The following is a 13,432-nucleotide window of genomic DNA, read 5'->3' on the forward strand; positions in this document are numbered from 1 at the left end:
CAAATCCTTCTCACCTTAAAACAACAGTCTAGGGAGTGATTATAACCATGGCCAATATAAATTCCGGCGACATGAACCCCGTTACCCTGTTTGGCTTTACGCCTGATGCAGGATTCTCAACTCTCGGCCAAGTTCAGGACGATAGCCAGCCTGACGTTCTCACCGATGGGGGCGACTTAATTCAGAATCGCAACTATACCCTAAAGATTGAATGGCAACAAATTTCAGGACAACAAGTTTCAGGGAAATATCAAAACCCATCTTGTAGGGGCGAACGGCTGTTCGCCCTCACAGTTTGATATCCAAGGCAACACATTAGACCATAGACTCGAACCCCCTAATAACGAATTGATTGTTTTCGACTTAACGCCGAGAAGATACCGGCATATTAGAGAGTTGAACTGTCTCCAAGCGGGTCGTCGAGTATTTCGACTTAACGCCGAGAAGATACCGGCATATTAGAGAGTTGAACTGTCTCCAAGCGGGTCGTCGAGTCTGGAAACACCGAGCGACAACTTAGACAGTACCAGGTCAGTTCACGGCGACTCACCTGACGCAGTAGTTTTCCTGAACAACATGGACAGTTCATAAGTCAAAGGTGTGAGAAGCGACAACAGAGTAGAGAGAGAAGAAAAACCAGAGAGAGAAGAGAGATGAGATTAGGTTTCCAAGGAATTTAACGCCTTGTCAACTCGACGAAAATCAAAGCCCATGGCTCGCAAGGCGTGCCACAAATGTCCTTGCAGGAAGAAGAACGAGAGGAAGAAATGAGCATTGGCTAACCAACAGCGAGCGGTATGGGTGCCGAAGGGTAAGTCAGCGGTATCGGCGAAATAAGGAGTAATTCCCAGTTTGATTTCTAAGGCGGGGCCATAGAACTCTACTGGATAGGCCAAGGTATTCACCGCACAGAAATAGGAGGCGACAAATCCCGCCAAAGCAATTCCGCCGAGGGAGTAGGACAAAATCGCTTCCCCGGAAAAAATCAGCACCTTTTTCGCCCAATTCAGCGGCGGAACTAAGATATGCCAAATCCCACCACCAATCAGCATCACGCCCACATAAACATGACCGCCCACCAGGTCTTCCAAATTATTGACACTGGCGAAATGGGTTTGATAGCCATAAATCACAAAGGGGTTCAGGGTGGGTTCGCTCACAACCCGAACCGTCTGACTGGCGGCGTCATAAAGTCCACCCCAGTACATGGCTTTCGCCACTAGCAGCAAGGCCCCGGCTCCCAAAAACAGCAGATGATGTCCCAAAATGAGACCCAACTGTTTGGGGTCATCCCATTCAAAATGGAAGCGTTTGGCACGTCCTGAGGCGGTTTTGAGGTCTTCTGGGGCTTTGAAGGTATGGAACAAGGCCCCGGCCCCTAAAACGGCGGAGGAAATCAGATGAACCGCCCCGACTACGAAGTAGGGATAGGTATCAACAATCTGTCCACCGTCGCCGACACCCCAGCCGAGGGTGGCTAGGTGGGGGAGCAGGATTAACCCCTGTTCTCCCATGGGGAGGGTTGGGTCAAACCAAGAGATTTCAAATAGGGTGAAAGCCCCAGCCCAAAAGGTAATCAGGGCCGCCTGGGCGACATGGGCGGCGATAAATAAGCCCGACATATCGGTAAATCGGGCATTTCCGGCCCACCAGTCATATTTGACTTTGGGATTATCGTAGGTTTGCATAGGCTCGACTCACAAGTTCATGGTTTGCAGGGCTTATTGCTAAATATCGTCAATAAGCAACTGACTCTTAGACTAGAATCTTTCTCAATAAAAATCTATTAACTTTTGTAAATATTTGCGGGTTCTGGGTGGTGATGGGAGTTTGAAACCCTTATTTCATGATGAAAGCAGGCAATTTTCCCATTCTGATTCAGTGAGTAATGGTGGTAATCTCGGCTACTTATTGAGAGTGAGTTTTATTACATGGGGAGAAAAATGGGTCGAACAGGGTCCTAATTCCCGGAGGGCGATCGCAAGGGGTCCCAATTCCCCGAGGGCGACCACAAGGGTACGCCCCTACGTTGTTTCTTTCCCCCGTTCCCTCTTGCTATAACATAAGTGCATTCATTCACGAATAGGCTCCCTATGGTTTTCACCCCTGTGATTCTTGCTGGTGGTAAAGGCGAACGCTTCTGGCCCCTGAGTCGCCTGGAACGCCCCAAACAATTTCTCTGCCTGGATGGGAGCGATCGCAGCCTCTTGCAAGCCACCGCCGATCGCCTACTCCCCCTAGCCAACGGCTGGGAGAATCTCTGGGTGATTACCGCCAGCCATCTGGCCGACGGGGTGCGTCAACAGTTACCGGAACTCCCTGAAGCCAATCTCCTCATCGAACCCGAAGGCCGAGACACCGCCCCCGCCGTCGCTTGGACAACCCTAGAAATCAGCCAACGCCATGGCCCTGACGCAGTTGTGGGCTTTTTCCCCGCCGATCACTGGATTGACCCCCCTGAAGCCTTCCACCATACCCTCCACGCCGCCATTGAGGTGGCCCAACAGCAAGGGGCGATCGTAACCCTAGGGGTTAAACCCACTTATCCCTCCAGCGGCTACGGCTACATCGAACAAGGGGAACCCCAGGGAACCATCAAAGACTTAGCCGCCTTCCAAGTGGCCCGCTTCACCGAAAAACCCGATCGCCCCACCGCCGAAGACTTCTTGGCGAGCGGACGATTTAGCTGGAATAGTGGCATTTTCATCTTCCAAGCTGGGGTAGCCCTAGCTGAACTGAAACAATACGCCCCAGACCTGATGCAACAGCTTCAGCAAGAGGGCGTCAAGGCCTATCCCAACCTCACCAAAATTAGTATCGACTATGCTCTGATGGAGAAAACCCAACGGGCCGCCGTCCTTCCCGTCTCCTTTGGCTGGGACGATCTCGGGGATTGGAACGCCCTCGATCGCCTGCAATCAGAAAACACCAGCCCCGAATCAGGTAACGTCGAACTCGGCCGCCATATCGGGCAAGATAGCCGAAATAGTATTTTTTATAACAGCAAAATCAGGTAACGTCGAACTCGGCCGCCATATCGGGCAAGATAGCCGAAATAGTATTTTTTATAACAGCAATCCCGATGAACTTATTGTCACCATTGGCTTAGAGGATGTGGTCGTGGTTCGCGATGGCAATGCGACCCTGATTGTCAAAAAAGACCGCACCCAGGATATTAAATCAGTTCTAAAAACCTTAAAAGAGGACGTAAACTTACAACAATTCCTCTAAGAAATTCAAACTCTGTTCACGTTAAAACCTTAGTTTAGGGAATTATTAAACCATGGCCAACATCAATTCCGGCGACATGAACCCCGTCAGCCTATTTGGCTTTGCCTCGGAGGGAGAACTCTCAAATTTTGCTCAAGGGGAAGAGGAGTTTAGTCCCCCTGACGTTCTCACCGATGGCGGGGACTTAATTCAAAATCGTAACTATACCCTAATTGTCGATCGCAGCTCCAACATGAGCGTCATCGACCCCACCCATCGGATCACCCTCCAGTCCATCCTCGAAGATGCCACCCTAGCCGTCGCCACCCACTGCGAACGCTTTGACTTCAAAGGGATTGACCTGTATTTCTATAACAACAGCTTTGAATACTGCGATCGCATCACCACCGATCGCATTCCCGCCCTCTTCCGCCAGCATCCTCCCTCAAACCAGTCTCACCTGGCTCCCGTTCTCGAAGATGCCTGCAATCGCTATTTTCAACATCGCCGCTACGGTGAAAACAAAGCCAACGGAGAAATTATTTTTGTCCTTATTGGCAGTCTGCCCCTAGACCCAGAAAAGGTCAAACAGACCATCATTGCCGCCTCAAAACGTCTCCACCGTGAAGACGAATTGGGCATCCTGCTGCTGCAAGTTGGTACTGATTTAGAACTGCAATCCTTTCTCATCAGCCTAGACAACGAACTCGAAAGTTTAGGGGCCAAATTTGACATTTGCGATGCCGTCACCTTCGACACCATCAACCGTGCCACCCTCTCGGAAGTCCTCCTGGCCGCCATCACCGACTAAGCCGCCAACCCGTTTAATTGCTCACGGGGAGGATAATCGTCACCGTAGTTCCCTGACCGCATCCCTCACTGTCTACGAAAATTTTGCCTTTCATTAAAGACACCAAATTAGCGGCGATCGCCAACCCCAAACCAGGACCACGACGGCCTTCAGGACAGCCTTCAATTTTAGTAAACGGTTGAAAGAGCTTGTCCTGTTGCTGGGGGTCAATGCCAATCCCACTATCAGAAACCGCAATAATTGCCTCCGGGAGTTCATGGTAGCTGGTTCGGCCCATCGGGGCACTAATCGTCGTCGAGAGGGTAATCGAACCCTGTTCCGTAAACTGAATCGCATTTTCAAAAACAATCACCAGCACTTGTTTCAGCATCTGGCGATCGGCCGTCACCCGTAATGGGGGCGGAAAGTCGCGGCGTTCCAGGTCGAGATTCGCCTCCTCCAACATCGAGCGATAGTCCTCCACCACCTCATCCAAGAGCAGTTGTAAATCCACCGAGGTTAACTCTGGTGTCATCTGGCCTGAATGAATCTGGGTTAAATCGGAAATATCCTCCATCAACTCCAGCAGCCGCTGTCCGAGCTTCCGCAACTGATGTAAATCCTGATGATCCCGCCGAGAATACTCATGGGGGCGATCGCCCAAGACCTGAATTCGCTTGATGGCTTCTTCAATCGGCCGACGGAACTCCTCGGCCAGATTATGTAAATACAAATCCTTGAGGCGATCAGTTTCCCGCAAGGCCCCATTTTCCTGTTCTAACCGAGCCACAGTGGCTTGAAAGCGCAACGCCAAGCGATTAAAACTCTTACCTAATATCCCCACCTCTTGAGACGCATCCTCAACCATGAGGGGAATCGTCGTCGAACCTGAATGTCGTCCCAACTGGGTCATAGACTTGGTTAGCCGTCGTAGCGGTTGTCCCAACCAAGCTGCTAATTGCCAACCCATCACCGCCGCCGTCACCATCGCGATCAGACCCAACACCGCGATGATGACTAGATTCAACCAAATAGGCTGCATTAACTCCGTATTGGGAACCGTCACCACCACCAACCAATCCAACCCCCACTCATCGCGAAAGGGAGTCACCTGCAAGACATAGCGTCGGTTAGCCTGAGAAAAAGCCAGAATTTGGGTTCCTTGGATATTCTCAAAACTGCCAAACCGGTTCAGTAAGGTGTTCGCCGCCGTGCGGATTGTAGTATTGGGACTATTGAGCACATCAATCGATTGCGGGCGATCGCCCTCACCCCTGACCTCATCGCGCAAGTGTTGGGGGGCAGAACTGGAAATGAGATCCCCTTGGCGATCGACAATAAACGCCTGACCCCCCTGCATCAGCGTCAGTTGTCGTAGAAACGAACCGAGGGGGGCAATATCTGTTTCCACCCCCAGGGTTCCCCGTAATTCCCCCGTATTTCCATAAACCGGGGCGATCGCCAGTAGGTTTCCTGAGGGTAGATGTTGCCAGAGGGGCCCCGACGGGGGTTGGAGCGTTACCTGATTGATAATCTCAGATAGAGTCCCCGGGATTTCCTCAGATTCGGGCAAAAACCGTCCCTGGCGACTAATGGGAGTCATATCCCACCGGTCCATCTCCTCGGTTGTACGATATAAGCGGGCTGTTCCATCCTCTTCACGGGATAGCAGGAGTTGCCCCTCCATCGCCTCACTATAAAAGAGGGTTTGCATCTCAAAGGCTTGCATATGTTCCCAGAGGTAGGTTCCCATTACCTGCCAGTCCTCTAAACTCAAGCGATCGAGACTCAACGCCGCTGCATTGGTTTGGCTCACTTGGCGAGGCGTCGCCAGGTAATCGCTCAAATATTGGAGAATGTGACGACTGACCTCATTCTGTAACTGCGTGGCAAACTCCTCCACCGTTCGCTGGCCCGAACGATAGGAGGAAAAGCCGATCGCAGCCGTAAAGACCAGAAGTAATAACACGAGAGGCGTTGTCAAGGCGGTACGCAATGACAGTTTTGGGGAGGGACGGTTAGTCGGGCGAAAAAACACGAGTTTGAGGAGGGTAGGAGGGGGGGCTAGCACTGTGAAGAGAGACATCACCCAAAACAGGGGGTAGCCCTGAACAACACAGAGGGTTCACTGATGGGTTCACTGATAGGTTCCACTACTGACTAGGATATCGCGACCTCAGCCTGCCGTTGGGCAAAGGTCAGGGAAATTCCCTAATTTCGATAAACTGGTGGTGTTAAATCTTCAGGGGATTTCCCCATTGAGTCGGATGTTATGGCTGTTACTCCTCGAACCTTGGCACGCTGGAAACAAGAGAAACGTCCCCTAGTGGCCTTGACCGCTTGGGATTATGCGATCGCCAAAGTCTTAGATGAAGCGGGGGTCGATCTGATCCTCGTTGGTGATTCCTTAGCCATGGTGGCCCTGGGGTACGAGACCACCTTACCGCTGACCCTGGAGGAAATGTTGCATCACGCCAAAGCCGTGCGTCGAGGGGTGAAACAGGCCCTGCTGGTGGTGGATTTGCCCTTCCTCACCTATCAAGAAAGCCCGCAACAGGCGCTGCATTCGGCTGGCCGTGTCTTGAAGGAAACCGGGGCCGCCGCCGTGAAGGTAGAAGGGGGACATCCGGAAATGAGCGAGATTGTCGCGAAATTAGTACGAGCGGGAATTCCGGTGATGGGCCATGTGGGACTGACTCCCCAATCCGTGCATCAGCTTGGCTATCGCAAACAAGGGACAACCGATGTTGAGGCGCAGCGTATTTTTGCAGAAGCCTTAGCCTTGGAAGCGGCCGGAGCCTTTGCCGTGGTGTTAGAACATATTGAAAGTCAGTTAGCCGAAACCGTAACCGCAAAACTGACGATTCCCACCATTGGGATCGGGGCGGGGGGCGGCTGTGATGGACAAATTTTAGTCACCCATGATCTCTTAGGATGGTCCGATCGCCAACCCCCCTTTGCAAAGGTCTATGCCAACTTACGGGAGACGATTCAGCAGGCAATTCAACAGTACAGTGACGACGTGCGATCGCATCCTTTGGTCTCCTCAGAGCAATCTGGGGATCAAGAAAAAACAACAGTACAGTGACGACGTGCGATCGCATCCTTTGGTCTCCTCAGAGCAATCTGGGGATCAAGAAAAAACCATCTGATTTTAACTAGAACTTTACGTATTTACACCGATGTATCAGTTTTAAGACTGTCATAACCCTCATAATCTGATTTTAACTAGAACTTTACGTATTTACACCGATGTATCAGTTTTAAGACTGTCATAACCCTCATCAGAAAGACTGAGAGTTGAGGAATAACCGAGCTTGACAATCGCAGCGATATTCGCTATGTCATGGGTCTAAATTTGTTAAGTTTTAACTCATCATCCTGAAGGCTGGGAAAGAAAAGAGATATAATTAGAGTAAATGAACAACAGGTTAACGCGACGTAAACGTCAAATAACCAAACCTTGAGTCTCCTGACCTTAGTCATCTCACCCACCTCTAATGTGTCTGTGATTCATCTCAATTGTTCCGGGGCCATCATTCCTTAAAAGACGATATCTCTCGCCTGAAGGAGCGATCCCGGTCTCCCATAACCGCTTACCCAGAGGACTCCTTCTATGGCACGCTCCACATCTCCGATTGATCGCCCCCTTCCTTCCCTTGGCTATCATCGTTCCGACTCCAGACATTCTGGCCGTTCCCGCCAGGGCGATCGGCTGGGATTTGAAGCGCGGCATTTGACCAACGATGATGGGGAATCCATCACTATTTATCTGCCTCATCGTTAGTCAACCTCTCGACGACCCGTTTTCCCATCGCCACCTGAGACGCCATCACAGGTTAATTAGGCAACCCGGAGCAGTTCTTACGATCGCCTTCGGGTTTTACAGTATCTTGACGGGAATCGTCGTAAGTTATCGCCACAAGTTATAGTGAAGACAACCGCTTAACCAAACCTGCCGGGTCAGCAATTATCTGTGAGTTATTGCATTAACCCCCAATGCCCTAGCCCCGAAGACGGGATCGATCCGAGAGACACCGTTTGTCCTCACTGCGGGTCAGACTTAGTCTTTCAGAATCGCTATCGCATCAACCGACTCCTCGGGAGTGGGGGATTTGGCAAAACCTTTGAAGCCCTTGATGGCCGGAACCTCAAGGTCATTAAGGTTCTTTTCAAAAACCACCCCAAAGCAGTGACCCTCTTCCAACAAGAGGCCAAAGTTCTCAGTCGCCTGGAACATCCCGGGATTCCCAAAGTCAATCCCGACGGCTACTTCACCTATACCCCCCCCGATAGCGAAGAGCCAGTTCACTGCTTAGTGATGGAAAAAATCGAGGGGTTAAACCTCGTCGAATGGCTTGAACAACGCAACAACAAACCCATCGACAAGAAACAGACTGTCGAGTGGCTTGAACAACTCGTGGAAATCCTCGAACAAGTCCACCAGCAGCATTATTTCCACCGAGATATCAAACCTCAGAACATCATGCGCCGTCCCACCGGCCAATTAGTCCTCATCGACTTTGGTACGGCCCGGGAAGTCACCGGAACCTACCTCAACAAAGTCGGTGGCGGCCAGAACGTCACCGAGATTATTTCCGCTGGCTACAGTCCCCCCGAACAAATCAACGGTAAAGCCGTCCCCCAGTCAGACTTTTACGCCCTGGGGCGCACCTTTGTCTATCTCATGACTGGGAAAAAGCCCACGGAATTTCCCGAAAATCCTCGAACGGGGAAACTCCTCTGGCGAGAAGGGGCACCGCAAATCCCCGACGCCCTCGGCGATGTCATCGATTATCTCATGGCCCCATTTCCCGGAAATCGGCCCCAACATGCCCAGATGATTCTCAACTGTCTGGCCGAGGCCGAACCGGCGATCTCCTCGACTAAATCCACCCTAACCCTCTCCTTTCAGCGAAAACCCAAAACCCCCGGAGGAGGAGAATCGACCAAAACCCGCCAACGGGGAAGTCAGCTAGGCTCCTCCCGGACTCACTCCGGCGGGAGCACCTCGCGCAATACCGGCAACTCCGGGAACACCACCTCCGCCAGCCAGAGTGGGCGCACCCAATCCCCCCATTCCAGCCCCCGCAAACAGCGGCAACTCCCACAACCATTCCGCTGGCCACAAATTCATATCAGTTGGCAGCCTTTCGCGGCCCTATTCCTGGCCCTGGCCGCCCTCAGTCAAGGCTATGGCTACTGGCGCTATGGCCTCTTTCCCGCCAACCCCTGGGATTTAGTTCTCGCCATTCCCAGTGCCCCCTTTTTAGAAAACCTCATCGCTCGTCACGCCGGAGAGGTCGAGGCCCTAGCCATTGTCCCCGATGGAACTCTCCTCGTGAGTGGTCGCAACCAAGACCTCGACCTCATCGCCACCCGCAACAATATCGTCCTGCAAACCCGTTCGGTCCATGAATCCTCAATCCGAGCCATTGTGGCGACCCCCGATGGGAATAGCATCATCACCGCCAGTGATGATGCCAGTATCCGCATTTGGGATTTGCGGACTGCAATTCGTCGCTTTACCCTGAGTGGCCATGGCGGACCCGTCAACGCCCTGGCCCTCTCTGAAAATGGCGAAGTGTTAGTCAGTGCCAGTGACGATGGAACCCTACGGGTTTGGGATGTCGAGCAAGGACGGGTTCAACAGACCCTATCGGGCCATACTGGTCCCGTCAACGCCCTGGCCCTCTCGGCGGATGGAGCGACTCTAATCAGTGGCGGCCAGGATCAGAGCTTGCGCATTTGGGACGTACAGACTGGGGGACTGATTCGCTCCCTGACAGGACATCAGGGCCCCATTACCGCTGTGGCCCTCTCCCCCGATGAAGCTTGGATTGCTAGTGCTGCCGAGGGGGATCAGGTGCGTTTATGGAATGTCTTTCCGGGAGCCGAGCTATTTCGTCTGAAGGATACTGACGTGAATGTGGGTGAGCTGGCTTTTACCCCCGATGGTGCTTATATCCTCGGGTCCGGGCGTGAACTGCATTTTTGGAACCTGGCCAGTGGCGATCGCCACCATAGCTTCCGAGGTCATAATCAGGAGATTAGTAGCTTTGTCTTTACCCCCGATGGTCGTCAGGTGATTACCGGGTCTGGCGATGGGACGATTAAGCGTTGGAATCTACCGACTGAGGAAACCCCAGAGGAAACCCCAGAAGCTAGGGGTTTGTAGAGAATCGCTCCGGACTCCCCCTAAAAATTAAAATCTGTGAAGGGAAATCCCTCCACAGACTGTTCTAGATATGTCCCGAGTCGTTTTGCGTTCCGACTGTATGAAAACATCATAGACGATAAAATCAGATTTTTTAGTCTATCTTAAGGTAGAGATTTCTAAGACCCTCCTCTTAACTTGGCTCAAATTATTATGATGTCCAGTATTTCCGTCAACCTCATCGCCCGAGATAATGCCTCTGGGTTAACTCGGGATGCTCTGATGCTGATGGAACTCTTGCAGGGGGAAGGATTTAATGTGTCTTGGTGCAAGGCTTGTGAAGGATGCTCTGATGCTGATGGAACTCTTGCAGGGGGAAGGATTTAATGTGTCTTGGTGCAAGGCTTGTGACCCCGGACTCCGGGGTCAGTTTCCCCAGCAAATCCTGCGGCGCTATCAACAACGCTGGCGACGCTGGCGACATCAGCCCCGTTATGATATCAACCTATTCAATCCTGCGGCGCTATCAACAACGCTGGCGACGCTGGCGACATCAGCCCCGTTATGATATCAACCTATTCATTGAAGGGGTGGTTCCCTGGTGGTTTCCCCATGCCCGTTTTAACCTGCTGATTCCGAACCAGGACTGGTTTCATGGGTATTGGCGTCCCTACTTAAAGAACTTTGACTATATCCTTTGCAAAACTGAACTTGCTAAAAACATATTTTCCCCCTTGGGAAAAGCCCTATACATCGGCTTCACCAGTGAAGACTGCCAACTTCCTGAGATGACCCCCAATTATGATCGCGCCTTTCACTTGGGGAGCGATCGCGTCCGTTTAAAAACCGATCTCATCTGGCAAATCTGGGAAGAACACCCGGACTTTCCGCCGCTGACCCTAAGCAGCAGCACGTTACCCCCCAAAACGGAGATTCCCAAAAATCTGACCTGGATTCGGAACTTTATCCCCACCGCAAAGCTGCGGAGGCTTCAGAATAGCCATGGCGTCCATCTTTATCCCACCCGCATTGAGGGCTTTGGCCATCGTATCACCGAGGCCCTGAGTTGCCGGGCAGCCTTGCTAACTACAGATGCACCCCCCATGAATGAAATTGTCAGCCCCGATTGTGGGGTTCTGGTTGCCTATGAAACGACGCAACCCCAAAATTTGGGAACTCAATACCACGTCACCCACGATACCCTCACTGCCGCCCTTGAAACACTCTGGGGAACCGATGTCGCCACCCGTCGCGCCTGGGGAAAACAGGCGCGACAGCATTACGAAGACCGCGATCGCGCCTTCCGCAAACGACTCCCCGAACTCCTGCGTAATCTCTAACCCGTCACCCATCTAGGACATCTGGCGATACCGTCCCAACGCCAACAGGGGAAAATAGAGACGATAATAGTCATAGCGTAGATAGAAATGACTGGGAAAACCCGTTCCCGTAAACCATGACTCGTCCCAGGTTCCATCCGGCTGTTGAGTCTCCATTAAATAGTCCACTCCCCGGGCGATCGCCTCGCGCCAAGCCGGACCAGACCCCGAGTCTAACACCTTGGCCACCGCCATCAACCCCAGTAGGGCCCAAGCGGTTTGGGAGGCGGTGCTATCTCCGTCTCCCTTAAAACGAGGATGATCATAACTCAGACAGGTTTCCCCCCAACCGCCATCGGCATTTTGCACGCTCAGCAACCAATTTGCTCCCCGTTCAAGGGGCCCACGGTGGTGTTCTGGCGTCACCAGGGCCAAGGCCGACAAGGCGCCACTGGTTCCATAAATGTAGTTGACTCCCCAACGACCAAACCAAGAGCCATCCTCCTCTTGTTCCCCTAATAAATAGGCTAACGCCTGTTCAAATTGCTCGGAGTTCTCCTGTAAAGGAGTCTCCTGCGCGTCTGTCTCCAACTCTCCCGCCATTTCCAAAATGCGGGCCGTCACATCAGCAGTCGGAGGGTCGATGGTGGCCTTCAAATCACTGTAAGGCAGAGCATTTAACCAGTCCTTATCATTGTCCACATCGAAGGCCGCCCAGCCGCCATTCTGACATTGCATCGACAGTATCCAACGGATGCCCCGTTTCACGGCCGCCTGGGTCTTCTCAGGATGGGGGAGTTGGGTTTGATTGAGGGCCATAATCACCACCGCCGAGTCATCCAAATCGGGATAAAAGCGATTGTCAAACTCAAAGGCCCAGCCTCCCGGTTCGCCGGTTGGGTTTTTAACCTGCCAATCCCCATAGTCGAGGATTTGCTGACTCAAGAGCCAGTTGCCCCCCTTGACAATGCGGGAGTCATCCGGTGCGATTCCTGACTCGATCAGCGATCGCACCACCCAAGCCGTATCCCAAACGGGGGAGACACAAGGCTGCACCCAATAGGTGTTGTCCGTCTCCACCCCAAAGCGGGCGATCGCCTCAAACCCCCGTTCCACCACCGGGTCGGCAATATCATAGTTCAAACTCCGCAGGGCCAACATGGAATTGAGCATGGCGGGAATAATCCCTCCCCAGTCCCCGCTAGCTTCCTGACGCTCAATCACCCACTGTTCGGCGACCTCGAGTCCCTCCTCCCGGAAAGGAACTAAATTAAGCTGTTCCCCCCACTTAAAGAGATTGTCCAATTCCACAAACGCATCACTCCAGTCCCCAGTTCGGGGTAACTCAAAGGAGGTGGCGGCCATCCCTTCTGTATAGAGTTCATCTAAACTGATGTGGGGGTCGAGGCGGTACACCGGTTTTTCATCAAAGACAATTAACAGGGGAACCGTACTGCCCCGGGCCCAACTGGACATATCATAAATGCTGAAAGGCCCCTCCCCTGGAAGCAGCATAATCCAAGGGGGAATTGAAGGAACCCCTCGCCAGTCATAGGCGCCAATCAGAGCCAAGTGCATTTTGGTAAACACCCGCGTTTGGCTAATTCCTCCTTTAGCCAAAATAAACGTCTTAGCTTTCAGCAACGCCGGATCATCAGCGGGAACCCCCAACAGCCGCAACCCCAAATAGGCTTCAACGGAGGTACTTAAATCACCCCCATCCCCTCGGAAGAGTTCCCAGCCGCCGTGATTCCGTTGCTGTTGTCGGAAAAACCGTTCGGCTTTTTCCCAGGGAAGGCGATCCTCAAGCTGCCAGATTTTATGGAGGAGAATCACTTCCGCCAACATAGTAACGTTGGATTCGAGAGTGGCCCACCAATAGCCATCAGGATGTTGTTGTTGCAAGAGATACTCTTGGCTGGCCTGAATGGCCCGTTGAAGTCTGTTCCTATCCAT

The 13,432-nt window shown here is 52.4% G+C and carries 13 protein-coding genes; 9 read left to right on the top strand and 4 right to left on the bottom strand.

The annotated features are described in order from the left end of the window. The first annotated feature begins 47 nt into the window (after positions 1-47). Positions 48-299, top strand: a complete 252-nt coding sequence (locus L855_RS14495) for a hypothetical protein (RefSeq protein WP_159789169.1) — start codon at positions 48-50, stop codon at positions 297-299. A 134-nt stretch (positions 300-433) separates the two neighbouring features. Here the strand turns inward: L855_RS14495 and L855_RS21205 are convergent, their stop codons facing one another. Then, the gene (locus L855_RS21205; RefSeq protein ID WP_192925034.1) at positions 434-589 is read right to left on the bottom strand and encodes a hypothetical protein; all 156 of its coding nucleotides are present in this window, start codon (positions 587-589) and stop codon (positions 434-436) included. A 70-nt stretch (positions 590-659) separates the two neighbouring features. After that, positions 660-1,688, bottom strand: coding sequence for a chlorophyll a/b binding light-harvesting protein (locus L855_RS14500; protein WP_159789171.1), 1,029 nt, complete (start codon positions 1,686-1,688; stop codon positions 660-662). A 405-nt stretch (positions 1,689-2,093) separates the two neighbouring features. Between L855_RS14500 and L855_RS14505 the strand changes: the two genes are divergently transcribed. Genes L855_RS14505 through L855_RS14510 form a run of 3 tightly spaced genes read left to right on the top strand, consistent with a single transcriptional unit; the run spans position 2,094 to position 4,021 of the window. Beyond that, entirely contained in the window at positions 2,094-3,017 is a 924-nt protein-coding gene (locus tag L855_RS14505) for a mannose-1-phosphate guanylyltransferase (RefSeq protein ID WP_425500577.1), read from the top strand. A gap of 43 nt (positions 3,018-3,060) precedes the next feature. Further along, a complete protein-coding gene (locus tag L855_RS22900; RefSeq protein WP_425500609.1) occupies positions 3,061-3,231 on the top strand; it encodes a hypothetical protein in 171 nt (56 codons plus the stop codon). A 52-nt stretch (positions 3,232-3,283) separates the two neighbouring features. Continuing rightward, entirely contained in the window at positions 3,284-4,021 is a 738-nt protein-coding gene (locus L855_RS14510; protein ID WP_159789173.1) for a vWA domain-containing protein, read from the top strand. Between the two features lie 13 nt (positions 4,022-4,034). On the opposite strand, the gene L855_RS14515 is transcribed toward L855_RS14510, so the two are convergent. Further along, positions 4,035-5,984, bottom strand: a complete 1,950-nt coding sequence (locus L855_RS14515; RefSeq protein ID WP_159789175.1) for a sensor histidine kinase — start codon at positions 5,982-5,984, stop codon at positions 4,035-4,037. Positions 5,985-6,272: 288 nt separating this feature from the next. On the opposite strand from L855_RS14515, the gene panB reads away from it, so the two are divergent. The 5 genes from panB (at position 6,273) to L855_RS14540 (ending at position 11,497) form a co-directional block, all read left to right on the top strand. Beyond that, entirely contained in the window at positions 6,273-7,088 is an 816-nt protein-coding gene (gene panB / locus L855_RS14520; protein WP_159789177.1) for a 3-methyl-2-oxobutanoate hydroxymethyltransferase, read from the top strand. A 528-nt stretch (positions 7,089-7,616) separates the two neighbouring features. Then, positions 7,617-7,787, top strand: coding sequence for a hypothetical protein (locus L855_RS14525; RefSeq protein ID WP_159789179.1), 171 nt, complete (start codon positions 7,617-7,619; stop codon positions 7,785-7,787). Between the two features lie 189 nt (positions 7,788-7,976). Beyond that, positions 7,977-10,178 (top strand): protein kinase domain-containing protein, encoded by a 2,202-nt coding sequence (locus L855_RS14530; RefSeq protein WP_159789181.1) that lies wholly within the window; start codon positions 7,977-7,979, stop codon positions 10,176-10,178. A 177-nt stretch (positions 10,179-10,355) separates the two neighbouring features. Next, positions 10,356-10,544, top strand: coding sequence for a hypothetical protein (locus tag L855_RS14535; RefSeq protein ID WP_159789183.1), 189 nt, complete (start codon positions 10,356-10,358; stop codon positions 10,542-10,544). A 20-nt stretch (positions 10,545-10,564) separates the two neighbouring features. Further along, on the top strand, positions 10,565-11,497 hold the full coding sequence (locus L855_RS14540) for a glycosyltransferase (protein WP_159789185.1): 933 nt from the start codon (positions 10,565-10,567) through the stop codon (positions 11,495-11,497). A 12-nt stretch (positions 11,498-11,509) separates the two neighbouring features. Here the strand turns inward: L855_RS14540 and shc are convergent, their stop codons facing one another. Further along, entirely contained in the window at positions 11,510-13,432 is a 1,923-nt protein-coding gene (shc, locus tag L855_RS14545) for a squalene--hopene cyclase (RefSeq protein ID WP_159789187.1), read from the bottom strand.

This window comes from Sodalinema gerasimenkoae IPPAS B-353, from assembly GCF_009846485.1.
In the GTDB taxonomy this organism is placed as follows: Bacteria; Cyanobacteriota; Cyanobacteriia; order Cyanobacteriales; family Geitlerinemataceae; genus Sodalinema; species Sodalinema gerasimenkoae.

Coding starts and splice junctions, on each gene's coding strand:
- L855_RS14495 (WP_159789169.1), top strand. CDS start 48: ATGGCCAATATAAATTCCGGCGACATGAACCCCGTTACCCTGTTTGGC.
- L855_RS21205 (WP_192925034.1), bottom strand. CDS start 589: ATGAACTGTCCATGTTGTTCAGGAAAACTACTGCGTCAGGTGAGTCGC.
- L855_RS14500 (WP_159789171.1), bottom strand. CDS start 1,688: ATGCAAACCTACGATAATCCCAAAGTCAAATATGACTGGTGGGCCGGA.
- L855_RS14505 (WP_425500577.1), top strand. CDS start 2,094: ATGGTTTTCACCCCTGTGATTCTTGCTGGTGGTAAAGGCGAACGCTTC.
- L855_RS14510 (WP_159789173.1), top strand. CDS start 3,284: ATGGCCAACATCAATTCCGGCGACATGAACCCCGTCAGCCTATTTGGC.
- panB (WP_159789177.1), top strand. CDS start 6,273: ATGGCTGTTACTCCTCGAACCTTGGCACGCTGGAAACAAGAGAAACGT.
- L855_RS14525 (WP_159789179.1), top strand. CDS start 7,617: ATGGCACGCTCCACATCTCCGATTGATCGCCCCCTTCCTTCCCTTGGC.
- shc (WP_159789187.1), bottom strand. CDS start 13,432: ATGGATAGGAACAGACTTCAACGGGCCATTCAGGCCAGCCAAGAGTAT.